Source organism: Achromobacter sp. 413638 (assembly GCF_043119405.1).
Classification (GTDB): Bacteria; Pseudomonadota; Gammaproteobacteria; order Burkholderiales; family Burkholderiaceae_B; genus Achromobacter.
The window spans coordinates 1-15432 of sequence record NZ_JBICCO010000048.1 but is presented as its reverse complement, the minus strand read 5'-3'; the positions used below and the strand labels follow the sequence as shown (position 1 = coordinate 15432).

General features: G+C 65.4%; 14 protein-coding genes. 5 read left to right on the top strand and 9 right to left on the bottom strand.

Translation table 11 applies throughout. From position 1 onward, the window contains the following. The first annotated feature begins 6 nt into the window (after positions 1-6). The gene (gene dapA / locus ACEU5R_RS19065) at positions 7-900 is read left to right on the top strand and encodes a 4-hydroxy-tetrahydrodipicolinate synthase (protein ID WP_233772733.1); all 894 of its coding nucleotides are present in this window, start codon (positions 7-9) and stop codon (positions 898-900) included. Here the strand turns inward: dapA and ACEU5R_RS19060 are convergent. From ACEU5R_RS19060 to icd, 4 genes are all read right to left on the bottom strand, one after another. Beyond that, a complete protein-coding gene (locus ACEU5R_RS19060) occupies positions 878-2419 on the bottom strand; it encodes a methyl-accepting chemotaxis protein (protein ID WP_103272874.1) in 1542 nt (513 codons plus the stop codon). The two genes, dapA and ACEU5R_RS19060, sit on opposite strands and share 23 nt — an antisense overlap. Positions 2420-2650: 231 nt before the next feature. After that, entirely contained in the window at positions 2651-3922 is a 1272-nt protein-coding gene (locus ACEU5R_RS19055) for an O-antigen ligase (protein WP_103276338.1), read from the bottom strand. A gap of 106 nt (positions 3923-4028) precedes the next feature. After that, positions 4029-5009, bottom strand: coding sequence for a glycosyltransferase family 9 protein (locus tag ACEU5R_RS19050; RefSeq protein ID WP_103272873.1), 981 nt, complete (start codon positions 5007-5009; stop codon positions 4029-4031). A 542-nt stretch (positions 5010-5551) separates the two neighbouring features. Then, complete coding sequence (icd, locus tag ACEU5R_RS19045; protein WP_103272872.1) at positions 5552-6808, bottom strand: NADP-dependent isocitrate dehydrogenase; 1257 nt, start codon at positions 6806-6808, stop codon at positions 5552-5554. 200 nt (positions 6809-7008) lie between these two features. Between icd and ACEU5R_RS19040 the strand changes: the two genes are divergently transcribed. Further along, complete coding sequence (locus tag ACEU5R_RS19040; RefSeq protein ID WP_103272871.1) at positions 7009-7434, top strand: DUF1841 family protein; 426 nt, start codon at positions 7009-7011, stop codon at positions 7432-7434. A gap of 209 nt (positions 7435-7643) precedes the next feature. On the opposite strand, the gene ACEU5R_RS19035 is transcribed toward ACEU5R_RS19040, so the two are convergent. Continuing rightward, the gene (locus tag ACEU5R_RS19035) at positions 7644-8006 is read right to left on the bottom strand and encodes a c-type cytochrome (protein WP_103272870.1); all 363 of its coding nucleotides are present in this window, start codon (positions 8004-8006) and stop codon (positions 7644-7646) included. A gap of 14 nt (positions 8007-8020) precedes the next feature. Beyond that, complete coding sequence (locus ACEU5R_RS19030; protein WP_103272869.1) at positions 8021-8374, bottom strand: cytochrome c; 354 nt, start codon at positions 8372-8374, stop codon at positions 8021-8023. Between the two features lie 150 nt (positions 8375-8524). Between ACEU5R_RS19030 and ACEU5R_RS19025 the strand changes: the two genes are divergently transcribed. Both ACEU5R_RS19025 and ACEU5R_RS19020 read left to right on the top strand, forming a co-directional pair. Continuing rightward, on the top strand, positions 8525-9394 hold the full coding sequence (locus ACEU5R_RS19025) for a MoxR family ATPase (protein WP_103276337.1): 870 nt from the start codon (positions 8525-8527) through the stop codon (positions 9392-9394). A 19-nt stretch (positions 9395-9413) separates the two neighbouring features. Further along, positions 9414-10586, top strand: coding sequence for a VWA domain-containing protein (locus ACEU5R_RS19020; RefSeq protein ID WP_392411234.1), 1173 nt, complete (start codon positions 9414-9416; stop codon positions 10584-10586). Positions 10587-10620: 34 nt separating this feature from the next. Here the strand turns inward: ACEU5R_RS19020 and ACEU5R_RS19015 are convergent, their stop codons facing one another. The 3 genes from ACEU5R_RS19015 to ACEU5R_RS19005 form a co-directional block, all read right to left on the bottom strand. Then, positions 10621-11178, bottom strand: coding sequence for a GNAT family N-acetyltransferase (locus tag ACEU5R_RS19015; RefSeq protein WP_103276336.1), 558 nt, complete (start codon positions 11176-11178; stop codon positions 10621-10623). A gap of 107 nt (positions 11179-11285) precedes the next feature. Continuing rightward, a complete protein-coding gene (locus ACEU5R_RS19010; protein ID WP_212314511.1) occupies positions 11286-11663 on the bottom strand; it encodes a hypothetical protein in 378 nt (125 codons plus the stop codon). Between the two features lie 251 nt (positions 11664-11914). Beyond that, positions 11915-12517 (bottom strand): GNAT family N-acetyltransferase, encoded by a 603-nt coding sequence (locus tag ACEU5R_RS19005; protein ID WP_392411233.1) that lies wholly within the window; start codon positions 12515-12517, stop codon positions 11915-11917. 94 nt (positions 12518-12611) lie between these two features. Between ACEU5R_RS19005 and ACEU5R_RS19000 the strand changes: the two genes are divergently transcribed. After that, a complete protein-coding gene (locus ACEU5R_RS19000) occupies positions 12612-15368 on the top strand; it encodes a M16 family metallopeptidase (protein WP_392411232.1) in 2757 nt (918 codons plus the stop codon). Positions 15369-15432: the final 64 nt, after the last annotated feature.

The following is a 15432-nucleotide window of genomic DNA, read 5'->3' as shown; positions in this document are numbered from 1 at the left end:
ATGGACATGCCCGCCCGCCCCGTCTTCGAAGGCATCTGGCTGCCCATGGTCACGCCCATGCGCGCCGGACACGTGGATTGCGAGGCCGCCCAGGCGCTGGCCCGCTACTATCGCAACGCCGGCATCGCCGGCCTGGTCCTGTTCGGCTCCACCGGCGAAGGCAACCTGCTGAGCCTGCCGGAGAAGATCGACATGATCGAAGCCATCCGCACCGATCCGCACGCGCTGCCGCTGGTGTTCGGCGCCGGCGGCGTGGACACGCGCGGCGTGGCGGCGGCCATCCGCCGCCTGGACAAGCTGAGCCCGGCCGGCTACCTGGTGCCGCCGCCGTACTACCTGTGCCCGTCGCAACAAGGCATCCTGTGGCACTACCGCCAGATCGCCTGGGCCACCGAACGCCCCGTCATCCTGTACAACATCCCCAAGCGCGCGGGCGTTGCGATGACGGTTGAGACCATGGAAACGCTGGCCGCGCTGCCGCAATTCGGCTCGGTCAAGGAATGCAATCCCTCACTGTTGTCCGCGCTCAACGCGCGCGGCAGGATGGACGTCCTGTGCGGCGAGGACATGGCCTTCCTGGATCACTTCCAGATGGGAGGTCGCGGCGCCATTCCCGCAGCGGCGCACCTGTATCCCGAGCGCTACGTCGAGGTAATGCAGCTGGCGCGTGACGGCCACGCCGAAGCAGCGCGCGAGCTGTTCGAACCGCTGCGCGGCCTGATCCGGCTGTTGTTCGCCGAACCCAATCCGGCGCCGATCAAGCGCGCGCTGGCCTTGCAAGGTTTGATCACGGACGAGCTGCGCCCGCCCATGACCAGCGCCAGCCGCGAACTTAGCGCGCGGCTGCAGCGCGCCATGAGCGTGGTCCAGTGCTCGCCTAGTAGGCTGCAGACAGCTTGAACACCGACACGGCGCGGGCCAGGTCGTCGGCCTGGTCGTGCAGCGTGGCGGCCGACGCGGCGAACTCCTCCACCAGCGAGGCGTTCTGCTGCGTCACGCTGTCCAGGTGCGTGACGGCCTGATTGATCTGCTCGATGCCCACGCTCTGCTCGGCCGAGGCCGTGGCGATCTCGCCCATCAGCGGCGCGCTGTTGCGGGCCGATTCCAGCACGCTGCCCATGGTGGCGCTGGCCTGTTCCACGCGCTGGCTGCCGCGCTCCACCGAATCGGAGGACGCCTCGATCAGGCCCTTGATTTCCTTGGCCGCGGTGGCCGAGCGCTGCGCCAGCGCCCGCACTTCGCCCGCCACCACGGCGAAGCCCCTGCCCTGTTCGCCCGCGCGCGCCGCCTCGACCGCGGCGTTGAGCGCCAGGATGTTGGTCTGGAACGCGATCTCGTCGATCAGGCGGATGATCTCGTCGATGCGCTGCGAGCTTTGCGAAATCTCGCGCATGGCGTCGATGGCGTGCTGGGTTTCCTCGCTGCCCTGACGCGCCAGCTGCGCCGACTGGCCCGCCAGCGCGCTCACTTCGCGCACATGGTCGGCGCTCTGCTTGGCGGTGGCCGTGATCTGCTCCACGCTGGCCGCCGTCTGCTCCAGCGCAGCCGCCTGCTTCTCGGTGCGGTCATGCAGGTCCATGCTGCCGGCGGCGATCTGACGCGAAGCGGCGGCGATCGAGCCCGTGGAATGCACGATGCTGCGCACGGCCACATCGAGGCGTTCCTGCATCAGCGCCATGGCGTCGAACAGCCGGCCGATCTCGCCCCGGTGATGACGCGACACGATGCTGGACAGATCGCCCTGCGCCACTCGCTCGCACACGACCACCGCCTCGTCCAGCGGACGGATGATGTGCGTGCGGAAAAAGCGCAGCGCCGCCAGCAGCACCACCGCCAGCAAGCCCAGCGTCACGCCGCCCTGGCGCCACAGCGTGGCGCGGAATGCCGCGTCCACGTCATCGACGTACAGCCCGGTGAACAGCAGCCAGCCCCATTCGGGTTCATAAACCGCATAGCTGATCTTGTGCAGGGCTTCGTCCGATCCCGGACGCGGAAACAGGTAATCGACATAGCCGCCGCCGGCCTTGCCCTGCGCATACAGATCCTCGAAGATCGGCCTGCCCTCGGCGTCGCGCGTGTCCCGCACATTGGTGCCGACCAGCTTGGAATCCGGATGCACCAGCAGTGAATAATCGTCGCGGAACGCGCCCACGTAGCCGTCGGCGCCATAGCGCAGCTGCGCCAGGCGCTGGGCGACATTGCGCTGCGCCTGCTCCAGCGTGAGCCCCTCCCTCACGCCCCGCTTGCCGTTCTGCACGATGCTGGACGCCAGGTCCAGCACGTGCCGCAGCTCGGTCTTGCGCTGCGCCACCATCTCGGCCCGCCGCTCCCAGGCGTCCCAGACGCCCAGGGCCAGCACGGCCGCGCCGATGGCGAATACGAACCACAGCAATTCCCTACGCAAACTGGAATTTTTCATAGAACCTCTCTTTCTATGCCCACCCTGCGCATGCAAGCAATAGCGGCAGAATGTGACGGTTTATATGTTGCGTTTCATCAGAATACGGGGATGAGCCAGGGTTTTCACCAGGAAGAGATCATGCTGTTGACACAGGTCAATGCCGCCCGGGTTTTGATCGCGGACGAAAAAAAACGCAAGGATCAGACCTTGCGTTTTTTGACCGGAGCAGCGCGAAAAGCGCCTCGGATTTCAGGCGCTGGCGGACGAGGCCTGGGAGCGGTTCCTGCGAACCGTGGTCAGCGCGTACAGCAGCACGACCGTCACCGCGTAGATAGGCACGCTGCGCATGTTGCGGAACATCATTTCGGACAGGCTGAAGACGCTGTAGCCCAGGCAAAACAGCAGGCCGAGCTGGGCGCCTACCCGCACCACCACATCATCGCTGCGCATGCGGCGCATGAACACCGCCGCGGGGACGAAATAGAGGGCGAAGATGCTCAGGATGCCAAGCAGGCCGTAGCCCGCCAACGCGCCCAGATAATCATTATGCGGCTCGCCAAAGTCCGTGGAGACCAGCTTGGTCACAGTCCCCTGCTCCGCCATCTTGACCAGCTCGGGCCGGAAGTTGGGCACGCCCACGCCGACCAGCGGGCTTTGCTTGAACATCAGCCAGGACGCGTGCCAGAGCTGCATGCGTATGCCAACGGAGGTATCGCGTTCCTTGTTCTCGGTGAAGAGGCTCACGTCCGATGCCGCTTCAGTCCAGCGCGTGCCCTTGGCATGCCATGCCGCCACCGCTCCCAGGGCCAGGACCGCGGCAATGCAGGCCACGAAAATCGCCTTCTTGCGTACCGTCCAGCCACGTTTGGCCAGTAGAAACACCACACCGCACACCGGCAGCAAGCCCCAGCTGCTGCGGGTCTGGGACACCCAGACGGCAGCCAGCGTCAGCGGCAGGGCGAAGATCTTCAACGCCGCCTCAAACCTGGCCCAGCGCGTCAACGTCCAGGGCAGGGTCACGATCGACATTACGCCGAACAACAGGGTCAGGTCGGCGAAGGCAACGGCGTTGTAGCGCCCGCCGTAGTCCGATACAAATCCCCGTCCCAGGCCCGGGTGCAGCAGGATGACGAAAAGCATGATCGAGCCGGCATACGCGCCAAACAGCACACTCCATTGCACATGCTGCAGCCAGTGGCGCGGCGCCCGCAACAACATCCAGCACACGGGTACAGCCAGCGCGAACCTGAGCAGTTTTTCGATCTCGGATGCGCTCCATACACCCAGCCATATACTGCTGATCAACATCGCAGTGAAAGGCGCGAACAGCGCCACCGCCATCGGCATCAACTCCCTGAAATCGAACAGTTGCCGACGGGTGAAGGCATTCGACGCCAGAACGGCCAGTGAGATCAACGCGGTCAGATAAATGACTGCGGGACCGCCAACGGCGCTGGTCAGGGCCATCGCCGGTACAAGCATGACCAGCAAGGCAACACAACGGGAACTGATCATAGACATATCGATGGACTTGTCCACCAGGAGGTGGGCTGCAAATGGGAAAGAAGTAGGTGTGCGACGCCGTCGCTAAGCGGGCCACGCCGCGCTTCAAGCACGCAGACCAGGCTTATTCGAGATGGAATCTTTTCGAGGACGCCGCGGACCCCTCATACTCCCGGGCAAGGCGTCCAAAGGCAGCCATGACGCTGCCCGGCCACAACCAGTCACGCCAGAAACGATCGCGCCATCTGCCGCCAGGAATATATGCGGGATAGACGATATGCGACAAGGACCAGCCCGGTCGCCATGCCCTGGTTCGGGTGGGCCGCCCCGTGAGCGTCAGAGTCGGAACGCCCACGCTGGACGCCAGATGACCGACGCCCGATTCATTGCCGATGAACCAGCCGCATTCATGGATGAAGGCAGCGACATCGGCCAGCGACGGTGCTTGCTGGATCTGCAGGCCGGCTTCCGCTAGGCACGCCCATCGATCCCGCTCATGCGGCGCCAGGATATAGAACGGCTCATAGCCGTCGCGCTTCAAGCGCAGGCCCAATTCCACGAAATGCCTGGGCGCCCAGCAGCGCTCTATGCCGCTCGACGAAGGATGGACGGCGACCCGTCGCCGGTGCAGCCGATGTCGCCCGCCGACGGGAGGACACAGGCCGATGTCCGTCGTCGAAAGCGCCAAACCAAGCTGGTCGCGACAAAAATCGCTGATCTGATTGACCTTTACAAAGCCCTTCCCGGTGATCACGACATGGGCATCGTAGTAGAAGTACGAGCGCGCATGATCGTGCAAGGCATAGGGCCAACCCACATGCATCTGGGCGGCGCAGTCAAAACCGGCGAGCGCACCAGCCGCATCTGACTCCGACAACGAAGGACGGATGTCCACGCCGGGAAACCAGCTGCGTAAGGCATAGGCATAGTCGCCAAACACCGTCACGGCCCGGCCATGCTTGGCTAGGTTGCTGGCCATGGCCATCATCAGCAAGGTATCACCCAGCCGCGGCGCCATCAGCAACGCGACGCGCTCCGCCTCGCGCAAACTGCGCAGGCAGGATGATACGTCATAAGGCGGCATGTTCGGCGCGGGTTGTGCCATCGTTTCAGAGGTCGGCGGAATGCGCGGGAAACAACAGCACGATAGTGCTTAGTTCCGGTGAGGCGGGCATTATATTCCCCAAGTCTTAACAATTGAATACGATTAACTTCATTTTCATCGCATTAATAACAATTTTCAGCCCAAGCATTAACAAAAAACCCGCAGGCCAGCTCGACCTTGCGGGTTTTTACGTGAGGGTACGCGCCAACAGTATCACTCCCAGGCGCCGATGGAGCATCGGCTGGCAAATCGCGCCCCGGAAAATGAGTCTGAAAAGCTCGAACGCCTCGTGGCCAAGCGCCGTCTGGATTCCACTTTAGCGGATTTGCCCCCCTTGCGCATCAGCCAAACGCGGGGCCAGGAAAACCTCGCGGCCTCCAGGCAAACACGAACGTGATCCCAAGAAACACGCACGTCCGGCTCGCCCGTTGACAGTCAACCGCAGCACAATCGTATCGGCCCCCGGGCACGTGACCGCCGGACAACGAAAGCAGCAAGACGTCATCCGCGGCGTTTCGCTGTCCAGCAATCGTTGGCCCATCCTACATATTGTCGATCATCACCTGCCCGAAGCCCGAGCAAGACACCTGGGTCGCGCCCTCCAGCAGGCGGGCGAAGTCGTAGGTGACCTTCTTGGACAGGATGGATTTCTCCATGCTGGCGATGATCAGGTCGGCGGCTTCGGTCCAGCCCATGTGACGCAGCATCATTTCGGCCGACAGGATTTCCGAACCCGGGTTCACGTAGTCCTTGCCCGCGTACTTGGGCGCGGTGCCGTGCGTGGCCTCGAACATGGCGACCGAGTCGGACAGGTTGGCGCCCGGCGCGATGCCGATGCCGCCCACCTGCGCCGCCAGCGCGTCGGAGACGTAGTCGCCGTTGAGGTTGAGCGTGGCGATCACGTCGTATTCGGCCGGGCGCAGCAGGATCTGCTGCAGGAAGGCGTCGGCGATCGAGTCCTTGACGATGATCTCGCGGCCCGTCTTCGGGTTCTTGAACTTGCACCACGGGCCGCCGTCGATCAGCTGCGCGCCGAATTCCTTCTGCGCCAGGGCGTAGCCCCAATCGCGGAAGCCGCCTTCGGTGAACTTCATGATGTTGCCCTTGTGCACCAGCGTGACCGAGGCGCGGTCATTGTCGATGGCGTACTGCAAGGCCTTGCGCACCAGCCGCTCGGTGCCTTCGCGCGACACCGGCTTGATGCCGATGGACGAGGTGGCCGGGAAGCGGATCTTCTTCACGCCGAGCTTGGTCTGCAGGAACTGGATCAGTTCCTTGGCCTGCTCGCTCTCGGCCATGTATTCGATGCCGGCATAGATGTCTTCCGAGTTTTCGCGGAAGATCACCATGTCGGTCTTTTCGGGTTCGCGCACCGGCGAGGGCACGCCCTTGAAGTAGCGCACCGGGCGCAGGCACACATACAGGTCCAGCTGCTGGCGCAGGGCCACGTTGAGCGAACGGATGCCGCCGCCCACCGGCGTGGTCAGCGGCCCCTTGATGGAGACCACGTAGTCCTTGACCACGTCCAGCGTTTCCTCGGGCAGCCAGACGTCGGGACCATAGACCTTGGTGGCCTTTTCGCCCGCATAGACTTCCATCCAGTGGATCTTGCGCTTGCCGCCGTAGGCCTTCTGCACGGCGGCGTCGACGACCTTGATCATCACCGGCGTGATGTCGGCGCCAGTGCCATCGCCTTCGATGAAAGGCACGATGGGCTGCTCAGGCACATTCAGCGAGAAATCGGCATTGACCGTGATCTTCTGGCCGCCGGCGGGAACCTTGATATGTTGATAGGACATGAATGCTCCATTTGCTCCGGGTGATTATTCTGCGCGCGCGCCGCGACGCCCGTCGTGCTTCCCGGCCGGGCGCGGCGGCCCGCTGGACGCACGAGGCAAGCGGATGGCAACCCATTCTATATCGCAATGGCCCGCCCGGCGGGGCCCGCCCGGCCGCGAGCGCTAAAATGTGGACATCTATCGCCAATTCACTTTTGCAGATGTTCAACCCATCACGCGACCAAGTCCGCGAATTCTTCATCGAAACCTGGCGCAAGCACCGCGCGTCCGAGGTGCTGACGCCTCTCGAGATCATGGCCCTGGACTGGATCATCGAGCACCCCGAATACCATGGCGACCTGGAAAGCCCGGAAGCCATGACGGCCGAATACGCGGTGGAAAAGGGGCGCACCAACCCGTTCCTGCACCTGTCGATGCACCTGGCCATCGCCGAGCAGCTGTCCATCGACCACCCGCCCGGCATCCGCCGCGCCTATCAGAAGCTGGTCTCGCGCAGCGACGCCCACCACGCCGCCCACGAAATCATGGAATGCCTGGGCCAGGTGGTCTGGGAAGCGCAACGGCTGGGCAAGCCGCTGGACAGCGACAGCTACGTGGAACTGATCCGCCAGCGCGCCGAACGCTGAAGCCCGGCACCAGCCAGCAATGCGCAAGGCATTGCGATCCCGCACGCCCGCCACAACCTGAGCCGCGCAATACCAACCGTGCAGCCACAGCACAGCGCCCCCGCAAAACGCAGACGCCCCAAGAGCGCGATGCCACGGATCCGGCTCCGCCGGTCCGTAGGCATGCCCCCTAGAGGGGGAAGCGCGCAGCGCTTCGGGGGTGGACCCCTCTACTTCCGCACGCCCAGATCGCTGGGCTGGGACGAGAGCCAGGCGGCGACGTTGTTGATGTCCTGGTCGGAAAGCTGGGCGGCGAACGCGCCCATGATGGGATTCTTGCGCACATTGGCCGTGGCCGCGCTGCCCGAGGCGCCGCGCTTGTAGGCCTTCAGCGCATGGACCAGGTAGTCGGCGTGCTGGCCAGCCAGCGTCGGATAGGCCGGATCCACCGCGCTCTTGGCGTCGGCGCCGTGGCAGGACGCGCAGTTGAACTTGTCGAACACGGCCTTGCCGGCCGCCAGGTCTTGCGCCTGGGCGGCGGCGCCCGCCATGGCCAGGGTTGCGCCCGCGAGGGCAAGCATGGTGCGATTCATGGTGTGGCCCCCTCTTATTTGAGATTCGAGTAGTAAGCGGCGAGGTCGGCGATGTCCTGGTCGGACAGGCTGCCGGCGACGGCGTCCATCGTGGGATGGCTGCGCGCGCCTTTCTTGTACTCGTTGAGGGCCGTTTCGATGTACTTGGCGTTCTGGCCAGCAATCTTGGGTACGTGGTACAGCTCGGGGAACGTCGCCTTGTAGCCTTCAATGCCATGGCAACCGATGCACATGGAGACTTTATCGCGGGCGTTCTGGATATTGCCGACCGGGGCTGCGTCGGCAGCGACTGCCTGACCGGCGATCGCACAGGATGCCATCGCGGCCAACACGGAAACCGTGCACTTCAGAGAGGTTCGCAACTTCATTGGAATGACTCTTCTTGATATGGCTAGGGACAGGGCAAACACTTCGCGGGGCGAACCCGGCTGCAAAACTGCCCGATTGTACGATAATTGCCATGAATGAATACCTTTGAAAGCGTATTGATCCCCGTCAATCCCATCCGGCAAAACCCCATGTCCGCAGCTCAATCCGCAACGCCCGCGCGCTTCGAGGGCACCGATACCTACGTCGCCACCGACGATCTCAAGCTGGCGGTCAACGCCGCGCTGACCCTGCAGCGACCGCTGCTGATCAAGGGCGAGCCCGGCACCGGCAAGACCATGCTGGCCGAGGAAGTGGCCCGCGCGCTGGGCCGGCCGCTGCTGCAATGGCACGTGAAGTCCACCACCAAGGCGCACCAGGGCCTGTATGAGTACGACGCGGTGTCGCGCCTGCGCGACTCGCAGCTCGGCGACGAGAAGGTCCGCGACATCCGCAACTACATCGTGCAGGGCACGCTGTGGCAGGCCTTCGAAGCGCCGGAGCCCGTGGTGGTGCTGATCGACGAGATCGACAAGGCCGACATCGAATTCCCCAACGACCTGCTGCGCGAGCTGGACCGCATGGAATTCCATGTGTACGAAACGCGCCAGACCATCGCCGCGCGCCACCGCCCGCTGGTGATCATCACGTCGAACAACGAGAAGGACCTGCCCGACGCGTTCCTGCGCCGCTGCTTCTTCCATTACATCCGCTTCCCCGACCGCGAGACCATGCGCGAGATCGTGGCCGTGCATTTCCCCGAACTGAAGCAGGACGTGCTGCGCGCCGCGCTGGACAATTTCTTCGCGCTGCGCGAGGCGCCGGGCCTGAAGAAAAAGCCGTCGACGTCCGAGCTGCTGGACTGGCTGCGCCTGCTGCTGGCCGAAGACGCCACCGCCGCCGAGATCGACGCGCACGCCGCCGCGGCCGTACCGCTGATGGCCGGCGCGCTGCTCAAGAACGAGCAGGACATGCACCTGCTCGACCGCCTGGCCGCCATGACCCGCGGACAACGCCGCTAAGCCTTGCGCCGGCCCCGCCATGCTGATCGATTTCTTCTACCACCTGCGGGCGCACAAGCTGCCGGTCTCGGTCAACGAGTACCTGACGCTGGTGAACGCGCTGCGCCAGGACCTGATGCCGCCGACGCTGGACGATTTCTACTTCCTGGCGCGCGCCACGCTGGTGAAGGATGAATCGCTGTACGACCGCTACGACAAGGCCTTCGGCGCGTACTACAAGGGCATCGCGGCCGCGCTGCCCGAAGGCCGCGAAGTGCCGGCGGACTGGCTGATCAAACAGTTCGAAAAGAGCCTGACGCCAGAGGAAAAGGCCGCCATCCATAAACACGGCTGGGACAAGCTGATGGAGCTGTTCAAGCAGCGGCTCGAAGAACAGAAGGAACGCCACGCCGGCGGCAACAAGTGGATCGGCACGGGCGGCACCTCGCCGTTCGGCAATGGCGGCTACCATCCCGAGGGCATCCGCGTGGGCGGCGACTCGGCCGGCAACCGCAGCGCGGTCAAAGTCTGGGACATGCGCCAGTTCCGCGACTACGACGACCAGGTCGAACTCGGCACCCGCAACTTCAAGGTGGCGCTGCGCCGGCTGCGGCGCTTCGCGCGCGAAGGCGCCGAGCTGGAGCTGGACCTGGACGACACCATCGCCAGCACCGCGCGCAACGCCGGCCACCTGGACCTGCGCATGGTGCCGGAACGCCACAACACTGTGAAGGTGCTGATGCTGCTGGACGTGGGCGGCAGCATGGACGACCACATCACACGCGTGGAGGAACTGTTTTCCGCCGCGCGCAGCGAGTTCCGCAACCTGGACGTCTACTACTTCCACAACTGCCCGTACGAAAGCCTGTGGCAGAGCAACCGGCGCCGCAACAACGAGCGCTTCGACACCTGGGACGTGCTGCGCAAGTACAACCCGGACTGGCGGCTCATCATCGTCGGCGACGCCACCATGAGCCCATACGAGATTCTGCAGCCGGGCGGCTCGGTCGAGCACTACAACGCCGAGCCCGGCGCGCTGTGGCTGCGGCGGCTGCTGGACGCCTGGCCCAAGTCGGTCTGGCTCAATCCGGAGCCGACCGCGTCCTGGCAATACCGCCAATCCATCGCGCTGCTGCGCGACATCATGCAGGACCGCATGTACCCCGTGACCGTCGCCGGCCTGGAACAGGCCATGCGCGTCCTGTCGAAGTAGTCCGCCCGCGCCGCGTCCGGACGGGTTCGACCTGTCAGCCGTCGACCGGGTTCGCGGGCGTATCCAGCGTCAATTGATAGAACGCCAGATCCAGCCAGCGGCCGAACTTGAAGCCCGCCTCGCGCAGCGTGCCCGCGTGCTTGAAGCCCAGCTTTTCGTGCAGGCGGATGCTGCCCTGGTTGGCCGCGTCGATGCCGCCGACCAGCACATGCACGTCGCGCTCGCGCGCGCGGGCGATCAGCGCGCGCATCAGCGCCTCGCCCAATCCCAGTCCGCGATGGCGGCCGTCCACATAGACCGAGTGCTCCACCGAATACTTGTACGCGGGCCAGGCGCGGAACGTGCCGTAGCTGGCGAAGCCCATCAGCTCGCCCGCCGCGTTCTCGAAGCCGATCACCGGAAATCCGCCCTTCTGCTTGGTCTGGAACCAGGTATCCATGGACTCGCGCGGCCGAGGCTTGTAGTCGTACAGCGCGGTGGACGTGGCGATGGCATCGTTGAAAATGGCGAGGATCTGGTCGGCATGGCGCTCGAGCGTGCAGTCGACCAGCGTGGCGCCCTCGGGCGCGGGGAATTCGGCGGACGGGTTCATGCGCTGATTGTAGCGATGGCCCACGCATCGCGACGCCAGCGCGGCGCGAAAAAAAAACCGGCGCGAGACGCCGGTTCAAGCAGATGCTGCCGCTTCTGGCCACTCTGTCAGGCGGCGCGGCTCTCCACTGATCCTCCCGCCGCGCCAGCGGAGCGCAGGCCCGGACAATTGCGCCAGGCCAGTTCGTCCGCGTCCATGTCCAGGTCGAACAGGTCGTTGGCGGCGGGCCAGGGATGCCGGCGCGCGGCCGATCCCTCCATTTCCAGCACATGGCCGGCGAATCCCCTGGGCGAGCCGCCGCATTCGGCGAAGTAGCGGCGCGCGCTCAGGTCGACCACGTAGGTCGTCATGTCATGGGTGAGTATGGCTACGAATTGGCCGTCGTCGCTGGCATAGGCGTATTGAAACTGTCCTTTGATCAGCTCGCCGCTCATGGGCCGGCCGGTCAGTTGGGACAAGGCACGCGTGACGATCTCGGTCAGCATGGGTCGTTCCTCCGAAAGATGCGCCGGCAGGATGCCGGCGGCGAAGGCGCGAACACAAGCACCGGCGCCGCGATGAACCAGCGGCGTCTGGCGTTGGACGGGAAACCTGCTAAGCGGCTGTCGCGCACCCCGTCTGCAACAGGTGATACGGTGCGGACAGCTTACACCCGTGACCGGGCGGTCTTCAAATCCACGGCGCCGCGCCTGCTTGTTGCGTCGCAACACGGCATGACCGCGTGCCGCGCGGGCCGTTATGCGGCCGCGACCGGCGTGCAGCGGTCCCCATCACCATCGCGACCGGACGCCGCGCGCCAGTCCTGCTGACGCAGCCGATACAGCACATGCAGGCTGAGCGTATGGTCCTCGGCCAAGGCGGGATGCCGGAACTGGACGGGATCCTCGCGCATGCCCAGCTTCGCCATCACCGCGCGCGAGCGCCGGTTTTCCACCACCGTGAACGCGACGATCTCGGGCGCGCGCAACTGCTCGAAGCCCACCCTCAGCGCGGCCCGCGCGGCCTCGGCCGCATAGCCACGCCCCCAGTATGGGCGCGCCAGCCGCCAGGCGATCTCGATGCCAGGCGCGAAAGGCAGTGCGGACGACAGCGGCCGGATGCCGACGAAACCAATAAACGGCGCCACGCCCGGCGCTTCGACCGCCCAGACGCCCCAGCCATGCTCATCGATTTCGGCCGCCAGCCGGTCCGCCAGCGCATCGCTCTGCGCGGCGTCCAGTGGCACCAGGTATTCAGTGACTTGCGGATCGGCGTTCAGCTCGGCGAAAGGCCGGCGGTCGGCGGCGCGCCATTGCCGCAGCAGCAGACGCGGCGTTTCGATTTCCATAGACAGGGACATGCGGGATTCCTTGGGTGCGCGGCCCGGAACAGCCTGAACCTATCACACCGTATACACTCCAACGGATTCTGCCATGACCAAGGAATGATTCGCCATGCGCCTGTCCCTGTCGAAGCTGCCGCGCCCATTGGGCACGCTGCTGTTCACCTCCTTCCTGGCCTTCCAGGCCGGCGCCGCCAGCCTGCCGGCAGGCGTCACGGAGGCCGCCTCGATCGAAGGCATCACCGAGTACCGCCTTGGCAACGGCCTGCGGGTGCTGCTGGTGCCGGACGAGTCCAAGCCGTCCACCACGGTCAACATGACCTACCTGGTCGGCTCGCGCAACGAGAACTACGGCCAGACCGGCATGGCCCACCTGCTGGAGCACATGCTGTTCAAGGGCACGTCCACCACGCGCAACGCGATGGGCGAATTCTCGCGCCGCGGCCTGCAGGCCAACGGCTCGACCTCTGGCGACCGCACCAACTACTTCGCCAGCTTCGCCGCCAACCCCGAGACGCTCAAGTGGTACCTGGGCTGGCAGGCTGACGCCATGGTCAATTCGCTGATCGCCAAGGAAGACCTGGACTCGGAAATGACCGTGGTCCGCAACGAAATGGAAAGCGGCGAGAACAGCCCGTCCCGCATCCTGATGCAGAAGATGCAGGCGGCCGCGTTCCAGTGGCACAGCTACGGCAAGAACACCATCGGCGCGCGCTCCGACGTGGAAAACGTCGACATCGGCCAGCTGCGCGCCTTCTATCATCAGTACTACCAGCCCGACAACGCCGTGCTGATCGTGGCCGGCAAGTTCGACCCGCAGGCCACGCTCGCCGACATCGAGGAAACGCTGGGCAAGCTGCCCAAGCCCGAACGCGCGCTGCCGCGCGAGTACACGGTGGAACCGGTGCAGGACGGCGAACGCTCGGTGACGCTGCGCCGCGCGGGCGGCACGCCGCTGGTCGCGGCCATGTATCACATCCCCGCCGCCGGCAGCGCCGACTTCGTGCCGCTGGACCTGGCCGCCACCATCCTGGCCGATACGCCTTCCGGCCGCCTGTATCACGCACTGGTGCCCACCAAGATGGCCTCGGGCGTGTTCGGCTTCACCATGGAGCAGCTCGATCCCGGCCTGGCCATGTTCGGCGCGCAGCTGTCACCGGGCAAGAACGTGGACGCGGCGCTCAAGACGCTGACCGGCACGCTCGAAACGCTGGACAAGAAGCCCTTCACCGCGCAGGAACTGGAACGCGCGCGCAGCAAGTGGCTGACCTCGTGGGAACAGGTGTACAGCGATCCCGAGCAGGTCGGCGTGGCGCTGTCCGAAGCCATCGCCGCCGGCGATTGGCGCCTGTTCTTCCTGCAGCGCGACCGCGCCCGCAAGGCCACGCTGGGCGAAGTGCAGAAGGCGGCCACGTCCTACCTGGTGCAGAGCAACCGCATCGAGGGCCGCTACCTGCCCACCGAAAAACCGCAGCGCGCGCCGCAGGCGCAGCGCGTGGACCTGAGCGAGGTGTTCAAGGACTACAAGGGCGACCCGGACTTCAAGAGCGCGTCGGCCTTCGACCCCTCGCCCGCCAACATCGACAAGCTGACGCTGCGCAAGAAGCTGGACCTGCCCAACGGCCCCGTGCAGCTGGCGCTGTTGCCCAAGGCCACGCGCGGCAACCGCGTGCAGGCACAGATGCAGATCCAGTTCGGCACCGCGCAGGACCTGCGCGGCCAGCGCGTCAATGCCGCCGCCGTGGCTGACCAGCTCAACCGCGGCACGGCCAAGCTCTCGCGCCAGGACATCCAGGATCGCCTGGACAAGCTGCAGGCCGAGCTGGGCTTCTCGGGCTCGGGCACCACGCTGCGCATCGCCATGTCCACCAAGGGCGAGAACCTGCCCGAGCTGACCACGCTGGCGCTGGACATCGTCCGCAACGCCAACTTCCCGAAGGACCAGTTGGAGGAGTACCAGCGCCAGCTCGAAACCTCGATCCGCAACGCCATGACCGAGCCCTCGGCGCTGGCCTCGCGCGCCCTGGCCCGCCAGGACAATCCGTGGCCCGCCGATGACCTGCGTTACGTGCCGACTTTCGACGAAGCGCTGGCCAGCGCCCGCGGCCTGAACCGCGACGCCCTGGCGAAATTCCACGCCAGGTTCTACGGCGCCGGCAACATCGAGTACTCGGCCGTGGGCGACTTCCAGCCCGAGGCCATCGAGAAGGCCATCAAGGCCGGCCTGGCCGGCTGGAAACGCGCGCCCGCCTATGAGCGCGTGGCAAATCCGTACCGCGAGATCGCCGCGCAGCGCTTCGATATCGAGACGCCCGACAAGGCCAACGCCTTCTACCTGTCGCGCATGCCGCTGAAGCTGCAGGACAGCGACGCCGACTATGCGGCGCTGTACCTGGCCAACTACCTGTTCGGCGCCTCGGAAACCTCGCGCCTGTGGAACCGCGTGCGCGAAACCGAAGGGCTGTCCTACAACGTGCGCAGCTCGCTGTCGGTGTCGGCATTCGAGCCGAACGCCTCGTGGAGCATCTACGCCATCTATGCGCCGCAGAACCGCGAGCGCCTGGAAAAGGCCGTGGGCGAGGAACTGGCCCGCGTACTGAAGGACGGCTTCTCGGACAAGGAGATCTCCGACGGCATCACCGCTCTGCTGAACTACCGCAACCTCGCCCGCGCGCAGGATGACGTGGTGGCCGGCGTGTGGCTGGACTACCTGGAGCGCGGACGCACCTTCGCCTGGTCGGCCGACATGGACAAGAAGATCTCCGCGCTGACGCCCGACGTGGTGAACGCGGCCATGCGCAAGTATCTGCGCCCGGACGCCTTCAGCACCGCCGTCGCCGGCGACTTCAAGAAAAAAGCGGCGCCCTGACGCCTAACAGGGGCGGCCTCGCCCGCCCCGCTGCTGCCCATCCAGCCCCTGCCTCGGCAGGGGC

What these genes read in the sequence shown, in the direction of transcription:
- ACEU5R_RS19005 (WP_392411233.1), bottom strand. Translation starts at nt 12,517, where the DNA reads ATGTCCCTGTCTATGGAAATCGAAACGCCGCGTCTGCTGCTGCGGCAA.
- ACEU5R_RS19040 (WP_103272871.1), top strand. Translation starts at nt 7,009, where the DNA reads ATGTTCAACCCATCACGCGACCAAGTCCGCGAATTCTTCATCGAAACC.
- ACEU5R_RS19015 (WP_103276336.1), bottom strand. Translation starts at nt 11,178, where the DNA reads ATGAACCCGTCCGCCGAATTCCCCGCGCCCGAGGGCGCCACGCTGGTC.
- ACEU5R_RS19055 (WP_103276338.1), bottom strand. Translation starts at nt 3,922, where the DNA reads ATGTCTATGATCAGTTCCCGTTGTGTTGCCTTGCTGGTCATGCTTGTA.
- dapA (WP_233772733.1), top strand. Translation starts at nt 7, where the DNA reads ATGCCCGCCCGCCCCGTCTTCGAAGGCATCTGGCTGCCCATGGTCACG.
- ACEU5R_RS19060 (WP_103272874.1), bottom strand. Translation starts at nt 2,419, where the DNA reads ATGAAAAATTCCAGTTTGCGTAGGGAATTGCTGTGGTTCGTATTCGCC.
- ACEU5R_RS19020 (WP_392411234.1), top strand. Translation starts at nt 9,414, where the DNA reads ATGCTGATCGATTTCTTCTACCACCTGCGGGCGCACAAGCTGCCGGTC.
- ACEU5R_RS19010 (WP_212314511.1), bottom strand. Translation starts at nt 11,663, where the DNA reads ATGCTGACCGAGATCGTCACGCGTGCCTTGTCCCAACTGACCGGCCGG.
- ACEU5R_RS19000 (WP_392411232.1), top strand. Translation starts at nt 12,612, where the DNA reads ATGCGCCTGTCCCTGTCGAAGCTGCCGCGCCCATTGGGCACGCTGCTG.
- ACEU5R_RS19030 (WP_103272869.1), bottom strand. Translation starts at nt 8,374, where the DNA reads ATGAAGTTGCGAACCTCTCTGAAGTGCACGGTTTCCGTGTTGGCCGCG.
- ACEU5R_RS19035 (WP_103272870.1), bottom strand. Translation starts at nt 8,006, where the DNA reads ATGAATCGCACCATGCTTGCCCTCGCGGGCGCAACCCTGGCCATGGCG.
- icd (WP_103272872.1), bottom strand. Translation starts at nt 6,808, where the DNA reads ATGTCCTATCAACATATCAAGGTTCCCGCCGGCGGCCAGAAGATCACG.
- ACEU5R_RS19050 (WP_103272873.1), bottom strand. Translation starts at nt 5,009, where the DNA reads ATGGCACAACCCGCGCCGAACATGCCGCCTTATGACGTATCATCCTGC.
- ACEU5R_RS19025 (WP_103276337.1), top strand. Translation starts at nt 8,525, where the DNA reads ATGTCCGCAGCTCAATCCGCAACGCCCGCGCGCTTCGAGGGCACCGAT.